Origin of the sequence: Pseudomonas nitroreducens, assembly GCF_024170165.1 — a bacterium.
In the GTDB taxonomy this organism is placed as follows: domain Bacteria; phylum Pseudomonadota; class Gammaproteobacteria; order Pseudomonadales; family Pseudomonadaceae; genus Pseudomonas; species Pseudomonas nitroreducens_C.
In genome coordinates, this window is record NZ_JALJXP010000002.1 from 341,114 (window position 1) to 361,033 (window position 19,920).

General features: G+C 65.8%; 17 protein-coding genes and 2 pseudogenes. 8 read left to right on the plus strand and 11 right to left on the minus strand.

All coding sequences use genetic code 11. The annotated features are described in order from the left end of the window. Window positions 1–22 precede the first annotated feature (22 nt). The 7 genes and pseudogenes from J2T47_RS05855 to J2T47_RS05885 all read left to right on the plus strand — a co-directional run bounded on the left by J2T47_RS05855 (window position 23) and on the right by J2T47_RS05885 (window position 5,139). The gene (locus J2T47_RS05855; RefSeq protein WP_253443338.1) at window positions 23–469 is read left to right on the plus strand and encodes a low molecular weight protein-tyrosine-phosphatase; all 447 of its coding nucleotides are present in this window, start codon (window positions 23–25) and stop codon (window positions 467–469) included. Between the two features lie 149 nt (window positions 470–618). Further along, entirely contained in the window at window positions 619–1,671 is a 1,053-nt protein-coding gene (locus J2T47_RS05860; protein WP_253443340.1) for a glycosyltransferase family 4 protein, read from the plus strand. A 327-nt stretch (window positions 1,672–1,998) separates the two neighbouring features. Continuing rightward, window positions 1,999–2,445 (plus strand): low molecular weight protein-tyrosine-phosphatase, encoded by a 447-nt coding sequence (locus tag J2T47_RS05865; protein WP_253443342.1) that lies wholly within the window; start codon window positions 1,999–2,001, stop codon window positions 2,443–2,445. Between the two features lie 19 nt (window positions 2,446–2,464). Beyond that, window positions 2,465–2,611, plus strand: a pseudogene (locus J2T47_RS05870) (Wzz/FepE/Etk N-terminal domain-containing protein); the annotation flags it as partial. A gap of 4 nt (window positions 2,612–2,615) precedes the next feature. Then, window positions 2,616–3,869, plus strand: a pseudogene (locus tag J2T47_RS05875) (YjbH domain-containing protein); the annotation flags it as partial. Between the two features lie 84 nt (window positions 3,870–3,953). Continuing rightward, complete coding sequence (locus J2T47_RS05880; RefSeq protein WP_253443344.1) at window positions 3,954–4,352, plus strand: YbaY family lipoprotein; 399 nt, start codon at window positions 3,954–3,956, stop codon at window positions 4,350–4,352. 109 nt (window positions 4,353–4,461) lie between these two features. After that, entirely contained in the window at window positions 4,462–5,139 is a 678-nt protein-coding gene (locus J2T47_RS05885) for a DUF4197 domain-containing protein (protein ID WP_253443346.1), read from the plus strand. A gap of 317 nt (window positions 5,140–5,456) precedes the next feature. On the opposite strand, the gene J2T47_RS05890 is transcribed toward J2T47_RS05885, so the two are convergent. The 3 genes from J2T47_RS05890 to J2T47_RS05900 form a co-directional block, all read right to left on the minus strand. After that, window positions 5,457–5,921 (minus strand): BRO-N domain-containing protein, encoded by a 465-nt coding sequence (locus J2T47_RS05890; RefSeq protein WP_253443348.1) that lies wholly within the window; start codon window positions 5,919–5,921, stop codon window positions 5,457–5,459. 729 nt (window positions 5,922–6,650) lie between these two features. Further along, a complete protein-coding gene (locus tag J2T47_RS05895; RefSeq protein WP_253443350.1) occupies window positions 6,651–9,719 on the minus strand; it encodes an efflux RND transporter permease subunit in 3,069 nt (1,022 codons plus the stop codon). Between the two features lie 6 nt (window positions 9,720–9,725). Beyond that, a complete protein-coding gene (locus J2T47_RS05900; RefSeq protein ID WP_253443352.1) occupies window positions 9,726–10,829 on the minus strand; it encodes an efflux RND transporter periplasmic adaptor subunit in 1,104 nt (367 codons plus the stop codon). A 97-nt stretch (window positions 10,830–10,926) separates the two neighbouring features. Here J2T47_RS05900 and J2T47_RS05905 point away from each other — a divergent pair, with 97 nt between their 5' ends. Further along, window positions 10,927–11,568, plus strand: a complete 642-nt coding sequence (locus J2T47_RS05905) for a TetR/AcrR family transcriptional regulator (protein WP_253443354.1) — start codon at window positions 10,927–10,929, stop codon at window positions 11,566–11,568. 227 nt (window positions 11,569–11,795) lie between these two features. On the opposite strand, the gene J2T47_RS05910 is transcribed toward J2T47_RS05905, so the two are convergent. From J2T47_RS05910 to ppc, 8 genes are all read right to left on the minus strand, one after another. Next, on the minus strand, window positions 11,796–12,578 hold the full coding sequence (locus J2T47_RS05910; protein ID WP_253443356.1) for a class I SAM-dependent methyltransferase: 783 nt from the start codon (window positions 12,576–12,578) through the stop codon (window positions 11,796–11,798). A gap of 55 nt (window positions 12,579–12,633) precedes the next feature. After that, window positions 12,634–13,326, minus strand: coding sequence for an extensin-like domain-containing protein (locus tag J2T47_RS05915; RefSeq protein ID WP_253443357.1), 693 nt, complete (start codon window positions 13,324–13,326; stop codon window positions 12,634–12,636). A gap of 3 nt (window positions 13,327–13,329) precedes the next feature. After that, window positions 13,330–14,157 (minus strand): isocitrate lyase/PEP mutase family protein, encoded by an 828-nt coding sequence (locus J2T47_RS05920; RefSeq protein WP_253443359.1) that lies wholly within the window; start codon window positions 14,155–14,157, stop codon window positions 13,330–13,332. 75 nt (window positions 14,158–14,232) lie between these two features. Next, window positions 14,233–15,093, minus strand: coding sequence for a DUF72 domain-containing protein (locus J2T47_RS05925; RefSeq protein ID WP_253443799.1), 861 nt, complete (start codon window positions 15,091–15,093; stop codon window positions 14,233–14,235). Further along, a complete protein-coding gene (locus J2T47_RS05930) occupies window positions 15,090–15,437 on the minus strand; it encodes a hypothetical protein (protein ID WP_253443361.1) in 348 nt (115 codons plus the stop codon). Before J2T47_RS05930 ends, J2T47_RS05925 begins: the two co-directional genes overlap by 4 nt. Window positions 15,438–15,504: 67 nt before the next feature. Continuing rightward, window positions 15,505–16,179 (minus strand): tRNA (adenosine(37)-N6)-threonylcarbamoyltransferase complex dimerization subunit type 1 TsaB, encoded by a 675-nt coding sequence (tsaB, locus tag J2T47_RS05935; RefSeq protein WP_253443363.1) that lies wholly within the window; start codon window positions 16,177–16,179, stop codon window positions 15,505–15,507. Window positions 16,180–16,268: 89 nt separating this feature from the next. Beyond that, window positions 16,269–16,916, minus strand: a complete 648-nt coding sequence (gene adk, locus J2T47_RS05940) for an adenylate kinase (RefSeq protein ID WP_253443365.1) — start codon at window positions 16,914–16,916, stop codon at window positions 16,269–16,271. Window positions 16,917–17,163: 247 nt separating this feature from the next. After that, complete coding sequence (gene ppc, locus J2T47_RS05945) at window positions 17,164–19,800, minus strand: phosphoenolpyruvate carboxylase (protein ID WP_253443367.1); 2,637 nt, start codon at window positions 19,798–19,800, stop codon at window positions 17,164–17,166. Window positions 19,801–19,920: the final 120 nt, after the last annotated feature.

Sequence of the window (19,920 nt, forward strand, 5' to 3'; positions counted from 1 at the left end):
TCGCGGTCAGGGACGCTCCTTCGTGTTCAACAGGATTCTGATCGTCTGTGTCGGCAACATCTGCCGCAGCCCCATCGCCGAACAGCTGCTGCGCGAATCCTTGCAGGGCAGCGATATCGCCGTGGCCTCTGCCGGGCTCAGCGCGCTGGTCGGCCACGCCATCGACAGCACCGCCCTCGCCGTCCTGCGCCGCCACGGCCACCACCCCCAACCGCATCGCGCCCGCCAGCTCACTGCCGAACTGGTCCACGAGGCCAACCTCGTCCTGGTGATGGAGCAATCGCAGATCCAGAGCGTTATCCGCCTGGCCCCCGAAGCCCGTGGCAAGACCTTCCTGCTGGGCAAGTGGCAAGCCGACCAGGAGATTCCGGACCCCTACCGCAAAGGCCCGGAGGCCTTCGAGCGTGCCTACGCACTGATAGAGTCCGCGGTAGCGCCCTGGGGCGATCGCCTACGGATTCGCCGGTAATTTGGCGGAAAATTTATCTTCCGACAAAAGCGTCAGAAAACCTTACAAAGCCATGTTGAAAAAGGCTACGCTCTAGCCCAGCAAGACCATATTCAGCTGTTTGGTCTCCCAGTTACGACAAGTAATTTTCCAGGGGCCTACATCGCTTTATGAAGATCCTGCACATCACCGAGTCCTTCGGCGGCGGCGTCACCTCGGCCATCAACTCCTACATCCTCAACTCCCAGCAGCATGAGCACTATCTGCTGGCCTCGGTGCGCAAGGGCGACACCACCGGAGAGGAGAGCCTGGGCCTGTTCAAGCACAGGGAACTGGTGCCCCGGCGCCTTTCAAGCCTCGCTCGGGTAAAGCCGTACATCGACCGTGTGCAGCCGGATGTCATCCATCTGCACAGCACCTATGCTGGCGCGCTGATCCGCGCCCTGCCCTTCATCCCCACGCAGAAGATCGTCTATACGCCACACGGCTTCGCCTTCCTGCGTGGCGACCATCCGATGATGCTCAAGGCCTATCGAGCCATTGAGTCGCTGCTGGCAAAACGGACCGCAGTGATTGCGGGCTGCGGCCTGGACGAACAGCGCATCGCCGGGGAACTGATCGAGCCGGCGCATACCCTGGGACTGGTGAATGTCTGCGACGACCTGCCGCAAGTTTCGGCCGTGCGCAGCCTGACCAGCAAACCCGTGGTCGGCATGGTCGGGCGCATCAGCCGGCAGAAAGGCCATGACTATTTCCGCGCGCTGGCGGAAAGCTGCGCGGACGTTGCGCACTTCAAGTGGATCGGTGGGGGAGACGCCCAGGCCATGGCGGACATGATCCAGGCCGGCATCGAAGTGACCGGGTGGCGCACGCGCGGCGAGGTCATCGCCCACATGAAAGGGCTGGACCTGTACTTCCACACCGCGGCCTGGGACGGCTTCCCGATATCGGTGCTCGAAGCGGCGAAGCTCGATCTTCCCATCGCACTCCGGCGCATCGGTCCCTTCGTCGCCGAAGGCTTGTCCACCGCCCGGGATCTGGCAGAAGCCCAGCAGCAGATCATCGCCTTCGCCCAGGGAGAACCAACCGTTCTGGCTGAGCTTGCGCGCAATAGCCAGAGCATTCAGCGCCTGCATTCCGGTGAACAGCTGCAGTCTTCACTGGAACATCTCTACTCCCGCTTCACCCCGCAACATCCCGTCAATCAGCTCGCCGCGGGCTGATATCCCGGCCTGCCCTGCCCGGCAGGCCCGCTACGCCTCCTGCTCCAGAGTGCTCCACTGGGTGCGGCGCGCCTTCCTCTCCAAATCAACGCTCCCTTTGCATTGCTCTCCGGCGCTGGAAACCGACCAATCAACCAGCCGAAGGAAGCGGCATTGCGCCACCAGAATTGTCCTCCCCCATCGCGTATTTGAAGGGATTCCCTTTATCCCTCCTCAGAGAATTCCCAAACCCCTTGAACAGGGGGAAAGCGCATTGAATCGCCCGACCGTGAGGCCTAGATTTCGCCGCCCATAGGTAGTGATCAACCAACCCGGCGGTAGTTCAGCGTGATCAAGAACGTACTGGTTATCTGCGCAGGCAACATCTGCCGCAGCCCGACAGGCGAGCATCTGCTCCGACAAAACCTGGCCGATAGCGGCATCCGGGTCAGCTCCGCTGGCCTTACAGCTGTGGTGGGTCACCCGCTTGAACGCACCGCCCTCGACACCCTGCAGCGACATGGCCAACAGCCTAACGAACATCAGGCACGGCAACTGACGCCGCAGATCCTGCAGGCCTCCGACCTCGTGCTGGTCATGGAGCGCCGCCACCTGCAGGACGTCTTCCGGCTTTCACCGGTATCACGCGGCAAGACCTTTCTGCTCGGCAAATGGCAGAGCGATCGCGATATCCCCGATCCCTACAGGCGCGGAACGGCAGCTTTCGAGCACGCCTACGCCCTGATCGAGGAAGGCGCAACTGCCTGGTCCCAGCGCCTTCAACCTCAACGCTGACAACGTCAAGAAGCCCCTTATGCAATACCCCCAAGCGCCCGCTCTTCCGCCGGCCGTCAGCGATGACGATGAAATCGACCTGCTCGCCCTGTTCGGCACCCTGCTCGATCACAAGTGGCTGATCGCAGGCATCACCGCCGGCTTCATGGTCGTGGGCGCTGCCTATGAACGACCCCGCTCCCGAGGCCCTGGTCCAGCGAGCAGACCCAAACTCCGCTGGAACAACCGACTGGGCCGATGTCTCCCGTCGCCTGGAAGAAAACGCCGGGTACAAGGTCGAGCGCATCACGCAGAAAGACCGCGAAGTCGTGGTCTACGGTGAGCAGACCCGCTATCTCTATCCGCCCGAAGCGGTCGGACGCACGGCACGCATTCTCGACAACAGTACCGACGACAAGGTCCAGTGGTTCACCGTCGTCGATACCCGCTATGGCCAACCCATCGTAGAAACCAGCGTGCCGCGGCGGATGTTCGAGGACGCCGCCAACGGCGAACGCCCGCTGGAAGACCTGCGCCGCACCACCGAGCAGAACGTACCCCTGCCGCAGCAGGAAACCGTGCTTTACCAGCAGCAGCCTGATCCGTTCAGCTACGACGTCGGCCTGGGCTACAACCAGAGCATCGGCGGGCCGAACGACTTCCTGCTCTACCAGTTCACCGCCGACCTCGAGAGTGAGTACCGCTTCTCGCCGAGCCTGTGGGCCAACGGCCTGCTCAGCGTCAACCTGTTCAACAACTTCGACAACTTCACCTATGACGCGCCAAGCAACCTGCCGCGTGTGCGGACCGACATCCGCCAGTACATGACCACTTCCAACGTCATGCTGCAGGACTTCCAGCTGAACAAGACCGCACGGCTGGACCAGGACCTGTACGGCATGGTTTACGGCGGCTACCTGGAAAGCATGTACGCCGGTGTGGGCGGCGAATTGCTCTATCGCCCGATGGGCGAGAGCTGGGCCCTGGGCGCCAACCTCGACCTGGTTCGCCAGCGCGAGTTCGACCAACACTTCGGTCTGCGCGATTACCAGACAGCCACCGGCTTCGTCACCCTCTATTGGCAGACCGGCTTCCAGAACATCCTGGCGACCGCCAGCGCCGGCCGTTACCTGGCGCGTGACTGGGGCGGCACCCTCGACCTGTCCCGCCAGTTCAGCAACGGCGTGCGCTTCGGCGCCTGGGTCACTCTGACCACCGCCGACAAGGAAGCCTACGGCGAAGGCAGCTTCGACAAGGGCATGTACGTGTCGATCCCCTTCGACGAGCTGATGAGCAGCTCCACCATGCGCCGCGCCAACCTGTCCTGGGACCCGCTGACCCGCGACGGCGGCGCAAGGCTCAACCACTACTACTCGCTGTATGACCTCACGGACGGTCGCGATCAGGTCATGTTCCAGAACCTTTTCGGACGTATCGTGAAATAACTCGACGCTCATCCAGATCGTGGCGCGGAAACCAAAGTCCCCCACAATGGTCAGACGCGCCCTGGATCCAAGGAGAGCTCTCTCATGAAAAACCTTTCCCTGCTGCTGATGACCGGCCTGCTCGCCGCCTGCAGTACCACTTCTTCCGGCGACAAGGCGTCGCTGGACGGCGAAGTGTTCTACCTGCAGCGCATGGCGCTGCCCCCGACCGCCCAGGTCACCGTCAGCCTGCAGGACGTATCGCTGGCCGATGCCCCGGCGGTCGATCTGGCCCAGCAGCAACTGGAACCCGGCCGCCAGGTGCCGCTGGCGTTCCATCTGGATTACGACCGCAACCAGGTCAAGCCGGGCCATAGCTACGCTGTCAGCGCGCGCATCGAGGACAGCGGGCGTCTGCTGTTCATCACCACCGAGCGCCACAGCGTGAAACTCGATGGCAGCGATCCGCAGCCGCTGCGCGTCCGCGTCGACCCCGTGCGCTGATTCACCGCGCCGCCGGGTTTTCCCCGGCGGCCATCCTCCGTTAATCTCCCCCCCTCCATTCTCCACCTCGGCGGTTCGCCAACCGCCGGGTTTCGCCAAGGAAGTACTGATGCTGCGATTCCCCGTTCTGCTGGCCGGCGCCCTGCTGTCCGTCAATGCCTTCGCTCTGTCCCTCTCCGACCTCAGCCAGAGCGACGCCACCGGCGGCCTGAAGGATGCGCTGACCCAGGGCGCGCAGGTGGCCGTGAAGCAGCTGAGCCAGCCCGGCGGTTTCAGCAATGACCCGGCCGTACGCATCGAGCTCCCCGGCAAGCTGGGCAAGGCCGCCAAGACCATGAAGCAGTTCGGCATGGGCGCCCAGGTCGACCAGCTCGAGGCAAGCATGAACAAGGCAGCCGAGGCCGCCATGCCCCAGGCGCAGGTGCTGCTGGTGGACGCAGTGAAGAAGATGAGCGTGACCGACGCCAAGGGCATCCTCCAGGGCGGCGACCACTCCGCCACCGACTACCTGAACCGCAGCAGCCGCGAGCAACTGCGCGCCAAGTTCCTGCCGATCATCAAGCAGGCCACCGACCAGGTCGGCGTGGCCAAGCAGTACAACGCCTTCGCCAGCCAGGCCGCCGCGTTCGGCGTGGTTGATGCGAAGAGCGCGAACATCGAGAACTACGTGACCGAGGAAGCGCTGGACGGCCTGTTCAAGCTCATCGCCGAGCAGGAAAAGACCATCCGCCAGAACCCGACCGCAGCGGCCACCGGTCTGGCGAAGAAGGTGTTCGGGGTACTCTGAGTCTCGCCCGAAGGACAAATGAAAAAGCCCGGCAACTGCCGGGCTTTTTCATGCCTGCTCGCTCCTACCTGAAATATCGCGCCGGGGTATGCCCTCACGCAGGACGTCATGTAGGAGCGGGCCATGCCCACGAACGCGGACAAGGTGCACGCCCGTTGCATAGACGCCGTGAGCCCTGCTCACGGATCGCGGGCATGGCCCGCTCCTACAGGGGGATCGGTGCTGGTCGAGCTTAGTGGGAGTGGCTATCGGAACCGCCGCCGGCCAGTCCGTAGGGCGCATAACCCGTAACGGGTTATGAGCCCTGCGTTCGTCTCTCAGCCCAGCAAGCGGGCGGCGTCGCCAAAGCGCAGCCAGACGCCGCCTTGCCATTCCAGTACCGCCAGCGGGTAACCCTGCACCTCGCGCACGGCGTGGCGGGGGACGCACCCCGGTGGTAACTGCGCGTCACGCAGGGCCGGCACGACTTCGTTGCTCAGCCACTGGCGCAGGTTGCGGTTTTCCGGGTGGTAGAAGTACACCAGCAGCAGGGTGTAGAGGCCGCTTTCGCTGACCAGTAGCTCGTCCTCTTTCCCGCCTTCGAGCCGTTCCCAGCGGAACTGGTCGGCGTCGAGCTTGCGCGGCACACGGGCGGCGAAGTGGGTATTGGTCAGGCGCGCGAGGTCGCGGGCGGGGAACCAGGCCTGACGATCAATCATCAGACCGCGCAAGGGGCGATCGTAGCGCTGGAAGGTGTGGAAGCTCAGGCCGTTGTCGGTCGGAAACATCGTCGAAGGATTCATGCGGTCTCTCCCTGTACAGCTCAGTTGGCTACAGCTGGAAAGCCGCCATCCCGGATAAGGGAGGCGGACCGTGCAAGGGTGGAAAACCGGGTGCATCTAGCCAAAGACCGGCCGGGCCGAAGCCCGCCTCGCACGGTCCGCCATAGACAGCCAGAGTTGGCCTGGCCTCCGAAAAGGCCAGACCATCCCCTGCTACGGCGAAAGCTAGATTCACTACAGGTTTCCACACCTGGCCACGGCTGTTCCGTGGCGGAGAGAACGCTAAGCAGTGGCTTTGTAAGACCGCAACGCCGTTGATGAGTCAGGCGGTTCCCGAATGAATGTCCCGAGCCTGACGGAGTGATCCGGGCCTGGGAATCGTGCTCAGGAAAGGACAGCGAGGGTGACAGGTCGAAGGGTTCGCGTCTGTAGGGTGATTCGCCTCAGAGCGTCGGACGGCGGATAACGCTGCGCGTTATTCGCCCTACACCGATGTTAGATATTGGATTCGACCTGTAGGAGCGCGCCATGCGCGCGATTCGCGGGCATGGCCCGCTCCTACAAGGGAAGTGCTGTGCGAGGGCCAACCGCTCTTGCCGCACGAGTTGCCCGATATTCGCCCTGAGCCGGAACCGGAAGTCGGCACAGACCTGTAGGAGCGAGCTTGCTCGCGAACCCGCCCAACGCCGGTTTCGCCGGGAAGCCAGTTCGCGAGCAAGCTCGCTCCTACACTCAGCCAAAGAGTGCTCGTCAGGTCTCTTTCTTCACCCGGAACCAGGCCGCATAGAGCGCCGGCAGGAACAGCAGGGTCAGCGCCGTGGCGACGATCAGGCCGCCCATGATCGCCACCGCCATCGGGCCGAAGAACACGCTGCGCGACAGCGGGATCATCGCCAGCACGGCGGCCAGGGCGGTGAGCACGATGGGGCGGAAGCGCCGCACCGTGGCCTCGATGATGGCGTGCCAGGTGTCCAGGCCGTGGGCGCGGTCCTGCTCGATCTGGTCCACCAGGATCACCGAGTTGCGCATGATCATCCCCGCCAGGGCGATGGTGCCGAGCATCGCGACGAAGCCGAAGGGCTTCTGGAACACCAGCAGGAACAGGGTCACGCCGATCAGCCCGAGAGGCGCAGTGAGGAACACCATGATCATCCGCGAGAAGCTGCGCAGCTGGATCATCAGCAGGCTGAGCACCACCACGATGAACAGCGGTACGCCGGCGTTCACCGAGTCCTGGCCCTTGGCGGAATCCTCCACGGTGCCGCCGACCTGCAGCAGGTAGCCGTCGGGCAGTTCGGCGCGGATCGGGTCCAGGGTCGGCGAGATCTGTTTCACCAAAGTCGCCGGCAGCGAGTCGTCGTAGATGTCGGCGCGCACGGTCACGGTCGGTAAGCGGTTGCGCCGCCAGATGATGCCTTCCTCGAAGCCGTATTCCAGGGTCGCCACTTGCGACAACGCCACGCTGCGGCCGCTGCTGGTCTGCATCGACAGGCTGGGCAGCTGCGACAGGTCATGCCGGCCGCGCTCGTCGCCACGCAGGAGGATCTCGATCAGCTCGTTGTCCTCGCGGTAGTAGCTGACGGTGGAGCCGGTCAGCGAGCTCTGCAGGAACTGCGAGATGTCCGAGGTGCTCACACCCAGGGCGCGGGCGCGCTCCTGGTCGATGTCGAGGAAGATCGCCTTGCTCGGCTCTTCCCAGTCCAGGTGCACGTTCACCACATGGGGGTTCTCGCGCATCTTGTCGGCGACCTTGCGCGCCAGCTCGCGGACTTCCGGGATGTGCTCGCCGGAGACGCGGAACTGCACCGGGTAGCCCACCGGCGGGCCGTTCTCCAGGCGGCTGATACGCGTGCGCAGGGTCGGGAAGTCTTCGTTCATGTGCTTGATCAGCCACTGACGAATCTCTTCGCGGGACTCCAGGCTTTTCGCCAGGACCACGAACTGCGCAAAGCTCGCGGCCGGCAGTTGCTGGTCCAGCGGCAGGTAGAAGCGCGGCGAACCGGTACCGACATAGGCCACGTAGTTGTCGATGCCCGGATGCTCGGCGAGCATTTTCTCCAGGCGATTGACCTGCTCGGTGGTGGCGGTCAGCGAATCGCCTTCGGCCAGTTTCAGGTCGACCAGCAGCTCCAGTCGTGCCGACGGCGGGAAGAACTGCTGCGGCACCAGGCGGAACAGCATGATCGAGCCGATGAAGGCCGCCACGGTCAGCAGGATCACCGTCTTGCGGTAGCGCACGCACCACTCCACCACGCGCCGGAAGCGCTGGTAGAAAGGCGTCGAATACGGGTCATGGCCCTTGTCGCTGCCGCCATGTTTTTCCGCATGGCGCTTGGCGAGATCGGGCAGCAGCTTCTCGCCCAGGTAGGGCACGAAGACCACGGCGGCGATCCAGGAAACCAGCAGCGCGATGGTCACCACCTGGAACAGCGAGCGGGTGTACTCGCCGGTACCGGACTGCGCGGTGGCGATGGGCAGGAAGCCGGCGGCGGTGACCAGGGTGCCGGTGAGCATCGGGAAGGCCGTGCTGGTCCAGGCGTAGCTCGCCGCCTTGAGCCGGTCGTAGCCCTGCTCCATCTTCACCGCCATCATCTCCACGGCGATGATCGCGTCGTCCACCAGCAAGCCCAGCGCCAGCACCAGCGCACCGAGGGAAATCTTGTGCAGACCGATGCCGAAGTAATACATGCAGGCGAAGGTCATCGCCAGCACCAGCGGGATCGACAGCGCCACCACCAGACCGGTGCGCAGGCCGAGGGAGAAGAAGCTCACCAGCAGCACGATGATCAGCGCCTCGGCCAGCACGCGGACGAACTCGCCCACGCCTTCACGCACGGCGGCCGGCTGGTCGGATACCTTGCGCAGCTCCATGCCCGCCGGCAGCGTCTGCTGCAGACGCTCGAACTCGGTGTCGAGCTTCTTGCCCAGCACCAGGATGTCGCCGCCGTCCTTCATGGCCACGGCAATGCCGATGGCGTCCTCGCCCATGAAGCGCATGCGCGGTGCGGGCGGATCGTTGAAGCCACGGTGCACCTCGGCCACGTCACCGATACGGAAGGTGCGGTCGCCGACGCGGATCGGGAAGGAACGGATGTCTTCCACTGAGTCGAAGCGGCCGGAAACGCGCAGCTGCACGCGATCGGTCGCGGTCTCGAAGAAGCCGGTGGCGGTCACCGCGTTCTGTTCTTCCAGCGCCTTCTGCACGGCCGCCAGCGGCAGGCCGAGGGTGGCGAGCTTGGTGTTGGACAGGTCGATCCAGATTTTCTCGTCCTGCAGGCCGACCAGCTCGACCTTGCCGACATCCTTGATCCGCTGCAATTGCAGCTGCAGGCGGTCGGCATAGTCCTTGAGCACCGCGTAGTCGAAGCCCTTGCCCGACAGTGCGTAGATATTGCCGAAGGTGGTGCCGAACTCGTCGTTGAAGAACGGCCCCTGGATGCCCTGCGGCAGGGTGTAGCGGATGTCGTTGACCTTCTTGCGGATCTGGTACCAGAGCTCGGGAATGTCGCGGGAATGGAAGTCCTCGCGGGCGACGAAGGTCACCTGGGATTCACCGGGGCGGGAGAAGGAGATGATGCGGTCGAAATCGCCGGTCTCCATCAGCTTCTTCTCGATGCGCTCGGTGACCTGGCGCGAGACTTCCTCGGCGGTCGCGCCCGGCCAGTTGGTCTTTACCACCATGGCCTTGAAGGTGAACGGCGGGTCTTCGCTCTGCCCCAGCTTGGTGTAGGACAGCGCCCCGACTATGCCCAGCAGGAGCATGAGGTAGAGGACGATGGAGCGGTTCTGCAGCGCCCAGGCGGAAAGGTTGAATTGCATCGGGCGTTACTCCTTCGCCACCAGCTTGATCGACCGGTTCTCCCGGTCGACAGGCCGTACCTCCTGCCCTTCACGCAGCACCTGGACACCCGCTGCCACCACCCAGTCGCCATCCTTCAGGCCTTCGAGCACCGGCACGCGGTCCTCGGCATAAGGGCCGATGCGCACCGGGCGGCGATGCAGGGTGGAGGTTTTCGGATCGACCACCCAGACGAACGGCTGGCCGGCTTCCGAGGTCAGCGCGGCGAGCGGCACAGCCAGCGGCACCGCGCCTTCGGCATGGATATAGACGCGGGCGCTCTGGCCCAGCTCGGCCGGCACCTTGGCGTCGTCGAAGGCGACGCGCGCGGCGAAGGTGCGCGACTGCGGATCGGCCGCAGGCGACAGTTCGCGGATCTTGCCGCTGAAGCGTTTGTCACGCTGCGACCAGAGTTCGACGCTCACCGCCTCGCCGACACGGAAGCGTTCGAAGGAGTGTTCGGGGATGCTGATGAGTACCTCGCGATCACCGTCGGCAGCCAGGGTGAAGACGGTCTGCCCGGCGGCGACTACCTGCCCCACTTCCACCCGGCGCGTGGCGATCACGCCATCCTGGGGCGCACGCAGCACCGCATAGCCGGCCTGGTTGCTGGCCACGTCGTATTCGGCGCGGATCTGTTTCACCCGCGCCTCGCCGGCGCGGTAGGTATTCTCGATGTTGTCGAATTGCGACTGGCTGACCAGCTGGCGCTCCAGCAGGGTCTTGTAGCGGGTGTATTCGGAGCGAACGGTCTGCAGGTTGGCTTCGGCGGCGGCCACCTGGGCGCGCGTGGCTTCGAGCTGCAAGCGAACGTCTTCAGGATCGAGTTCCGCCAGCGGCTGGTCCTTCTTCACCCGTTCGCCGGTTTCCACCAGGCGCTTGCTGACCTTGCCGCCGATGCGGAAGGCCAGTTCCGGCTCGTGGCGAGCATGCACTTCGCCGGGATAGGCCTCGGTGATATCGCGCGCCGGCAGCGGCTGCACCACGATGGCCGGGCGCACCGCGGGCTTCGGCGGTTCGCCGTTACCGCAGGCAGAAAGGGAAAGGATGAAGGCAGCAGGCAGCGCGACAGACAGAGCATGGCGGAACATGATGTGTGACCTTTCGCAAAACGCGGTTGGAATTCTTATACTCCCCGGTATAGTAAAAATACAGAACCCATCAGTCCAGTATTAGAAATGTAAAGACATGTCACCATCGAACTCATCGAACTCATCGAACGGACCGGGTCGTCCCAAGGATCCGGCCAAGCGCAGGGCCATTCTCGAGGCTGCCAAGGAGCTGTTCGTCAGCCATGGCTACGACGGCAGCAGCATGGAAGCCATCGCCGCCGAGGCCGGAGTGTCCAAGCTCACCGTGTACAGCCACTTCACGGACAAGGAGACCCTGTTCGTCGAGGCCGTGCAGGCCAAGTGCGCCGAACGCATGCCCGAGCTGTTCGCCGAGCCGCCGGCCGATGCGTCGCTTGAAAGCCTGCTGCTGACCCTGGGGCTGGGCTTCAATCAGCTGATCAACAGCCCCGAGGCGATAGCCCTGAGCCGGCTGATGATTGCCCAGGGCGCGGGCAACCCGCACCTGTCGCAACTGTTCTTCGAGGCCGGCCCGCAGCGCGTGCTGGACCAGATGGAGCGCCTGCTGGAGCAGGCCCGTCAGCAGGGCAAGCTGCAGATGGACAGCCCGCGGCGGGCCGCCGAACACTTCCTGATGCTGGTGCAGGGCTGCGTGCACTTCCGCCTGATGATCGGTTGTGAAACGCCGCCGACGGTGGCGGAATCCGAAGCCCATGTGCGGGAAGTGGTGGCGTTGTTCCTCAGGGCCTTTGCGCCCTGAAGCAGCCGTGACCGGCAGATCGCGGGCATGGCCCGCTCCTGAAGATTGAGCCCGGCGCGAGGGCTAACCCTCTCCCCCCGCCCTCTCCCTGAAGGGAGAGGGAGCTATTCGTGCCGGCTGATACATCAGATTCAATCTGCACCGATCCAGTCCCCTCTCCCTTCAGGGAGAGGGTTAGGGAGAGGGCAAACGCCCGAGCACCAGCTCTCCTGCAGAAGGCCGAAAACTCAGCCCTTCAGGCTTTTCAGCGGATAGATGTCATACCGGCTGGACTTGCCTTCCAGGCTGTAGCTGGGCTTCTGCCCCTCGATGATCGGCGCCTTGCGCGGGCGCTTGACCACCACTCGGTGGCTGGCCAGTTTCAGCGCGGCTTCGAGCAGCGCCGGAGCGTCGAGATCATCCCCCACCAGCGGGCGGAACAGGCGCATTTCCTTCTTCACCAGCGCACTCTTGTCGCGGTGCGGGAACATCGGGTCGAGATAGATCACCTGCGGTGCCGTCCCTTCCCACGCGGCCATGCGCTCGATGGAGTTGCCCTGCAGCAGGCGCATGCGCGCAACGATGGCGCCCACCTCGAAATCCCCCACCGCCCGGGATAGACCGTCTTCCAGCAGCGCAGCGATGATCGGCTGGCGCTCGGTCAGGTCCATCTCGCAACCCAGGGTTGCCAGCACGAAGGCGTCCTTGCCCAACCCGGCGGTGGCGTCCAGCACATGGGGACGCACGCCCTGCTGGATGCCGACGGCCTTGGCGATCATCTGCCCGGCGCCGCCGCCGAACTGGCGGCGGTGTGCGGCGGAGCCTTCGAGGAAGTCCACGCGCACCGGGCCGGGGGAATCCGGGCCCAGTTGCAGCAACTGCAAGCCGTCGTCGCCCAGTTGCAGGGCGAAGTCCGCCTCGCCATCGCCCAGCGGCAACCCAAGCCGCTGCGCCCACTGCTCGGCGGCACTCTGCCAGGCAGGCGCCAGCGCCTGGACGACGATGCGCGACGGGGTGAGGGCTTCGGTCATGGTGCGGTGATCCTGGGAAAAACCGCGATTCTACCGCAGCGCGCAGCCGGCGGGCTCAACGGCAGATCTGCCAGCCGCCCAGATCGAGGTGAAAATGGTCGTGGTGCGCGCGGTTGTAATCCGGCCCGAGCACGCCGTCGAAGTGGCTGCACGCACGGTCGCGCACGGATCGCAGGAAGCGCGCGGCATCACCCTCCCCGCCCCAGTCCTTCGCCACCACGATGCGCCGGCCGTCGGTCAGGCGAAAGGCGGCTATATCCAGCGCATTGGCCGTGGCGTGCTGGCTGCGTCGGGCGTCGGTGCGGCCGTAGATATTGCGGCAGGCGAAGCTGCCCAGGTGCTCCACCGCCGCCACCGGCTGGCCATAGATTTCCCGCGCGGCCGGTTGCAGGGAGTGGCGCTCGAACAGCGCAAAGCTCACCGCCAGCGGGCAACTGGCGAGGAAGCTGCTGCTCAGCTTCACCTCGGCCGCCTGCACCCGCCAGACGTTGTGCAGCGGGCAGCCAGCGACGGGTTCGCTGTCGGCCATGGGCTGCGCCTTGAGATCGGAGCTTTGCAGCGCCAGCCGGCACAACTCGGCATCATCGCGCAGGCGCCAGAGCTTGTAGCGCGTCAGCAGGTTCGGCTCGTCGCGCACATCCAGCGGCGCCCAGGGATTCCAGCGGCCGGGTAGCCCCAGCCATTGCTGCTGCACTGCCAGGGCAAAGCCTGCGCCGGCAACGACGAAGCCGAGCAGCCACCAGCGCAAGACTCAGCCCCGGAACAATCCGTTGATGCGGTCGAACGGCATGGCGCCGTGCATCGGCATCAGGTCGCCCTTGGCCAACGCCTCGGAAGCGCTGAAGAAGGCCCCGTAGGCTGCCCGCGCCAGGCAGGAGCCGACGCTGACGCGCTTCACGCCCAGTTCGGCCAGCTCATCCAGGCTCAGCTGCAGCGCCGGCGAGCCCACCAGCACGTTGACCGGGCGCGGCGCCACGGCGCTGACCACGGCGGCGATTTCTTCGCGGGTCTTCAGGCCCGGCGCGTAGAGCACATCGGCGCCGGCTTCGGCGAAGGCCACCAGGCGGCGGATGGTGTCGTCCAGATCGACGCGACCGTGCAGGAAGTTCTCCGCCCGTGCCGCCAGGGTGAAGGTGAACGGCAATGCGCGCGCCGCCTGCACCGCGGCAGCGACGCGCTCGACAGCCAGCTCCAGCGGATAGATCGGAGTGTCCGGGCGGCCGGTGGCGTCTTCGATGGAGCCGCCGACCAGCCCGCAGGCGGCGGCCAGGCGAATGGTTTCCACGCAGTCGTCGGGCGTATCGCCATAGCCGTTTTCCAGATCGGCGGCGACCGGCAATGGCGTCGCCTCGACTATCTCGCGCGCATTGGCCAGGGCTTCGTCACGGCTCACCGCGCCTTCGGCGTCACGCCGACCGAGGGCGAAGGCCAGGCCCGCGCTGGTAGTCGCCAGGGCTTCGAAGCCCTGATGGGCGAGCATCTTCGCCGAGCCGGCGTCCCAGGGATTGGGCAGGACGAACAGGCCGTCGCGCTGGTGCAGCGCGCGGAAGGCTTCGCCGCGTTGCTGTTGAGTGGTCATGGCGGACTCCTTGCCAAACGAGGGAAGGAGCAGGTTAGCCCCCTCGCCTGCCGGGCGCCATGCGCAGTTGCCGGGTCAGAGCAGACCGAGCTGTTCCACCTCGGGCTTGGGTTCGAACAGCGGCGGCAGCCCCGGCAAGCGCTCGCGCAGCTGCGCATGGAAGCGCTGCGCCTGCTCGGCGGCCCGGTGGTTGTCCGGGGTATGGAGGAAAACATGGGGCGTCAGGCCCTGTTCGATCCACTCGGCGACCTTGCCGATCCAGGGCGTGAGATGGACGAGATTGGCGTCCAGGTCCGGCCCGCCGATGAAGCGCACCTGCGGGCTGTCGCTGAAGGCTGCCGGGCGCACCGGCACCCTGGGCTTCTTCGACTGGGCATGGAGCACGGCCGGATCATCGGACTGCACGGCGAACAACGCCCGCGAGTCCAGGCAGATGCGTTCGACGCCACGCTCCAGCAGCAGGCGGTTCAGCGCCCGCTCCTCGTCGCCCTTGGCGAAGAACGCCGGGTGGCGCACCTCCACGGCGATGCGTCGCTCGGAGAACTCATCCAGCCAGGCAGCCAGCTCGCCCAGACGATCAGGGCCGAAGCTGGCGGATACCTGCAGCCACAGCGGCGCCACGCGCTGACCCAGCGGTGCGAGCAGATCGAGGAAGTCACGGGTGTTTTCCAGCTGGCCGCGCAGGTCGCCTTCGTGGCTGATGTCGCGTGGCAGCTTGGCGCAGAAGCGGAAGGTCTCCGGCATGGTCTGCGCCCAGCGGGCCACAGTCTCGGCGCTGGGGCGGGCATAGAAGGTGGTATTGCCCTCTACCGCGTTGAACACCTGGGAGTAGAAGGACAGCGTTTCGGCGGGGCGCAGGTCGGACGGATAGAAAGTGCCGCGCCAGGCGGGCTCGTTCCACGAAGGGCAGCCAAGGAAATACGGCAGTTGCATCAGGCGTAGAGGTCGAGACCGACGACTTCCTGGCCTTCGTACTGGGACGCCATGCTGGCGGTGCTGGTGTAGCTGGCCAGGGCCTGGGCTGCGCGGGAGGTCAGCGGGCGCTGGTAGTCGAGGTTGTCGCGCAGGGTCGCCGGCAGGTTGTAGCTGCTGGCGTTGGAGGACTCCACGCGACGGGTCTGCGACTGCGCGTCGAGCCCCTGGCTGGCCGAGGTCGGCGCGGGCTGCTCGCGGCGGGTCTCGACGTCACGCTGCACTTCCCGGAACGGAGTGACAGCCGTGCCCGTGCGGGGACTGCGCTCCGTGGTCTGGGATGTGGAGGTGAAACCGTCGATACGCATGGCGAAAACTCGGTGGGAATGCCCATCACTCTAGCGACCGCGCTCGACTGCGGTCAATTGGCACAGGTCAGGCTTTCTTCGGTGTCGCCACGTTGTCACGCAGGTAGACGGGCTGGGCCTGCTCTGCGTCAACCGCATCGCCGCGCGACCAGGCGAATTCGGCCAGGGTCAGCAGGTCTTCGGAGTGCGGCAGCAGGCTGGCGTCATGGGCGGCAACCTTCACCGCCAGGCGCTCTGCGAAGCCCCAGCCGGTGCCGGAACCGAACCATTCGCCCTGGGCATCGCGCGGCAGTTCGACGCGCTCGGGCGGCAGTACCGCCTCGGCGCCAGCCAGACGCATCTCGCCCTGTTCCAGGCGGTAGCAACCCCAGTAGACCTCGTCCATGCGCGCATCGATGGCCGCCGCGACCTGGCTGACGCCGTGCTCGCGATGGGCGCGCTGGGCCAGTACCGCAAGATCGGAGATCGGCAGCACCGGCTTTTGCAGCGCGAACGCCAGGCCCTGCACTACGCCGATGGCGATACGAACACCGGTAAAGGCACCGGGGCCGCGGCCGAAGGCGATGGCATCGATGGCGGACAGCGCGATGCCGGCCTCGCCGAGGATGTCCTGGACCATGGGCAGCAGCCGCTGGGCATGCAGGCGCGGGATCACCTCGTGGCGCACGAACCGGCGGCCGTCATGCAGCAGGGCGACGGAACAGGCTTCGGTCGAGGTATCCAGGGCCAGCAGCGTGGGCATGGTGTTATCCATAGGGTGTGGAAAAAAGGGCGGGCATTATAAACGCCAAAGGCCCGCGTGTGCGGGCCTTGGGTGATGCCGAAGGTGGATCAGCTCAGAGCGCCGAGCACCTTGGCAGTGATCTGCTCTACCGAGCCGACACCGGCGACGCAGGTGTACTTCGGAGTACCCTGGGCGGCGGACAGCTTCTGGTAGAAGTCGACCAGCGGCTTGGTCTGCGAGTGGTAGACCGACAGGCGGTGACGCACGGTGGCTTCCTTGTCGTCTTCGCGCTGGATCAGGTCTTCGCCGGTCTCGTCGTCCTTGCCAGCCACTTTCGGCGGGTTGTGCTCGACGTGGTAGACGCGGCCCGAGGCCGGGTGAACGCGGCGACCGGCGATACGGCCGACGATCTCCTCGTCGTCCACGGCGATCTCGACCACGTGGTCGATGGAGACACCCGCTTCCTTCATGGCCTCGGCCTGGGGAATGGTGCGCGGGAAGCCATCGAACAGGAAGCCCTTGGCGCAGTCGGGCTGGGCGATACGTTCCTTGACCAGGTTGATGATCAGGTCATCGGAAACCAGGCCGCCGGCGTCCATCACGCTCTTGGCCTGCAGGCCGAGCTCGGTGCCAGCCTTGACCGCTGCACGCAGCATGTCGCCGGTGGAAATCTGCGGAATGCCAAACTTCTCAGTGATGAAGCGAGCCTGGGTACCTTTGCCGGCACCGGGCGCCCCGAGCAGAATCACACGCATCGATATGCTCCTAAATACTTGTTAAGCGAAATCACGGATCCGCCTCGTGGGGCCAATCTCATCGTGCTGGAATGGCGCAAATACGCGCCGAAAGGTTGCTCACGATACACAGCGGTCCCCCACCACACAAGCCGGCCATGGGGACTGCGCACGGCGCTTCCGGGCGTATTCCTACACCCGGATCAGCCATCAAATTAATCTTATCCAGCCGCTCGGCAATCCACCTTTGGTGGGGGGTGGCGATACCTCAGCCGGTGTTGCGCAGCCCCGCCGCAATGCCCGCCACCGTCACCAGCATGGCTTGCTCCAGACCGCCGCAGGCATCGCCCGTGCAGCGCCGCGAGCGCGCCAGCAGCTCGGCCTGGAGCAGGTGCAGCGGGTCCAGGTAGGTGTTGCGCACGCCGATGGATTCGCGCGTCTCGGCGGCGTGGGCGAGCAGCTGCGATTGCCCTGTGAGTCCCAGCACCACGCGCACCGACTGCGACAATAGGTCGCGTAAATGCGCACCTAATGGTCGCAGTTCCGATTGCACCAGTCGCTCGTCGTAGAGTTGGGCAATTTCCCGGTCGGCCTTGGCCAGCACCATCTCCAGCATGTCGATGCGCGTGGTGAAGAACGGCCATTCCTTGCGCATGCGCCCCAGCAGTGCACCTTCGCCGCGCTCGATGGCCTTGAACAGGGCGTCTTCCCAGCCCAGCCAGGCCGGCAACATCAGCCGCGTCTGGGTCCAGGCGAAGATCCAGGGGATCGCCCGCAGGCTTTCCACCCCGCCCTCGCGGCGCTTGGCCGGGCGACTGCCCAGCGGCAGACGGCCCAGCTCCTGCTCGGGCGTGGCTTCGCGGAAGTAGTCGACGAACTGCGGGTTCTCCCGCACCACCGCGCGGTAGGCGAGCACGCCATCGGCGGCCAGGCGGTCCATCTCCTCGCGCCAGGCCGGCTCGGGCACCGGTGGCGGCTGCAGGGTAGCCTCCAGCACGGCGGCCAGATAAAGGTTGAGGTTCTGCTCGGCGATATCCGGCAGGCCGAACTTGAAGCGGATCATCTCGCCCTGCTCGGTGGTGCGGAAACGCCCGGCCACCGAGCCCGGCGGCTGCGAGAGGATCGCCGCGTGGGCCGGGCCGCCGCCCCGGCCGACGGTGCCACCGCGACCATGGAACAGCAGCAGCTCGACGCCATGATTGCGACAGATGTCCACCAGCGCCTCCTGCGCGCGGTACTGCGCCCAGGCGGCGGCCAGGGTGCCGGCGTCCTTGGCCGAGTCGGAGTAGCCGATCATCACTTCCTGCGGGCCGGCCAGACGGGTGCGGTAGCTGTCCAGGCTGAGCAGGCGATCGATGCAGGGGCCGGCGTTGTCCAGGTCATCCAGCGTCTCGAACAGCGGCACCACACGCATCGGCCGTTCCAGCCCGCACTCCTTGAGCAGCAATTGCACGGCCAGTACATCGGACGGCTGGCCGGCCATGGAGATGACGTAGGAGCCCAGCGACGCCGCCGGCGCCTGAGCCACCACGCGGCAGGTAGCGAGGACTTCGGCGGTCTCGGCCGAGGCCTGGTAATTGGCGGGCAACAGCGGGCGGCGGCTGGCGAGTTCTTCCAGGAGGAACTCCTGACGCACGCTTTCGTCCCACTCGGTGTAGTTGCCCAGGTCCAGGTGCTCGGTGATTTCGGCCATGGCGCTGGCGTGGCGCGTGGAGTCCTGGCGCACGTCCAGGCGCGCCAGGAACAGCCCGAAAGTGGCGGCGCGGCGCAGGGTATCGAGCAGGTCGCCCTCGGCGATCACGCCCATGCCGCAGGCCTGCAGCGAGCGATAGCAGAGCTGCAGCGGTTCCAGCAGTTCGCGGTTGTCCTGCAGTACCTCGGCGCCCGGCTCCTCGCCGGTATGGATGGCGCGCTCGGCCCAGGCGCGGGTGGCGCGCAGGCGTTCGCGCAACTGCTTGAGCAGCGCGCGGTAGGGCTCGGCGAGGTCGCCGACTTCAGCGCGCAGTTCGTCGCTGGCCTGCTGCATGGAGAGTTCGGCGGCGAGGCTGTCGACGTCGCGCAGATAGAGGTCGGCCGCCATCCAGCGCGCCAGCAGCAATACCTCGCGGGTGATGGCGGCGGTGACGTTGGGGTTGCCGTCGCGATCGCCGCCCATCCAGGAGGCGAAGCGGATCGGTGCGGCGCTCAGCGGCAGGCGCTCGCCGAGGGTTTCCTGCAGCGTGCGGTCGACATGACGGAGGAAGTCCGGCAGCGCATGCCAGAGGGAATGCTCGATCACCGCAAAGCCCCATTTCGCCTCGTCCACCGGGGTCGGCCGGGTGCGGCGGATTTCGTCGGTGTGCCAGGCCTCGGCGATCAGCCGCTGGAGTTTTTCCTGCACCGCCTGGCGCTCCTCGGGCAGCAGGTCGGAGTGGTCGCCGGCGGCCAGTTGAGCGGTGATGGCGTCGTACTTCTGGATCAGCGTGCGGCGCGCCACCTCAGTAGGGTGCGCAGTCAGCACCAGCTCGATCTCCAGGTCCGCCACCTGCCGCGCCAGGCCTTCAGCGCCCAGGCCCGACTTGCGCAGGCGGCCCAGCAATTCTGCCAGCACGCGGTTCTCGAAGGGCTCCGGCTCCTTGGGCGTGCGGCGGCGGATGCGGTGGTACTGCTCGGCGATGTTCGCCAGGTTGAGGAACTGGTTGAAGGCGCGCGCCACCGGCAGCAGTTCGTCCTCGCCCAGACCGTCGAGGGTCGCGGTGAGCTGTTTGGCGCCTTCGGCGGAGCCGCGCCGGGCGGCCTTGGCGCCGGTGCGGATCAGCTCGATCTTGTCGAGGAAGCCTTGCCCGTACTGGGCGCGGATGGTCTGCCCGAGCAGCTCGCCGAGCAGGTGAACGTCCTCGCGCAGGCGCGCGTCGATATCCGGCATCACGGTCTCCTTGGTGTGAGAGTCCTTGATTGAAAAAGGCGTCGCTTGGCACTTCACAGTGGCGCCCGGTGCGCTGGCTGGCAAGGGTGCGACGAACGCCCGCAATCCTGCTCGGACAAC

Bases quoted from the DNA above. Each gene is read 5' to 3' on its own strand.
- J2T47_RS05910 (WP_253443356.1), bottom strand. From the start codon at position 12,578: ATGACCGAAGCCCTCACCCCGTCGCGCATCGTCGTCCAGGCGCTGGCG.
- J2T47_RS05920 (WP_253443359.1), bottom strand. From the start codon at position 14,157: ATGACCACTCAACAGCAACGCGGCGAAGCCTTCCGCGCGCTGCACCAG.
- J2T47_RS05895 (WP_253443350.1), bottom strand. From the start codon at position 9,719: ATGCAATTCAACCTTTCCGCCTGGGCGCTGCAGAACCGCTCCATCGTC.
- ppc (WP_253443367.1), bottom strand. From the start codon at position 19,800: ATGCCGGATATCGACGCGCGCCTGCGCGAGGACGTTCACCTGCTCGGC.
- J2T47_RS05930 (WP_253443361.1), bottom strand. From the start codon at position 15,437: ATGCGTATCGACGGTTTCACCTCCACATCCCAGACCACGGAGCGCAGT.
- J2T47_RS05890 (WP_253443348.1), bottom strand. From the start codon at position 5,921: ATGAATCCTTCGACGATGTTTCCGACCGACAACGGCCTGAGCTTCCAC.
- J2T47_RS05900 (WP_253443352.1), bottom strand. From the start codon at position 10,829: ATGTTCCGCCATGCTCTGTCTGTCGCGCTGCCTGCTGCCTTCATCCTT.
- tsaB (WP_253443363.1), bottom strand. From the start codon at position 16,179: ATGCCCACGCTGCTGGCCCTGGATACCTCGACCGAAGCCTGTTCCGTC.
- J2T47_RS05880 (WP_253443344.1), top strand. From the start codon at position 3,954: ATGAAAAACCTTTCCCTGCTGCTGATGACCGGCCTGCTCGCCGCCTGC.
- J2T47_RS05860 (WP_253443340.1), top strand. From the start codon at position 619: ATGAAGATCCTGCACATCACCGAGTCCTTCGGCGGCGGCGTCACCTCG.
- J2T47_RS05905 (WP_253443354.1), top strand. From the start codon at position 10,927: ATGTCACCATCGAACTCATCGAACTCATCGAACGGACCGGGTCGTCCC.
- J2T47_RS05885 (WP_253443346.1), top strand. From the start codon at position 4,462: ATGCTGCGATTCCCCGTTCTGCTGGCCGGCGCCCTGCTGTCCGTCAAT.
- adk (WP_253443365.1), bottom strand. From the start codon at position 16,916: ATGCGTGTGATTCTGCTCGGGGCGCCCGGTGCCGGCAAAGGTACCCAG.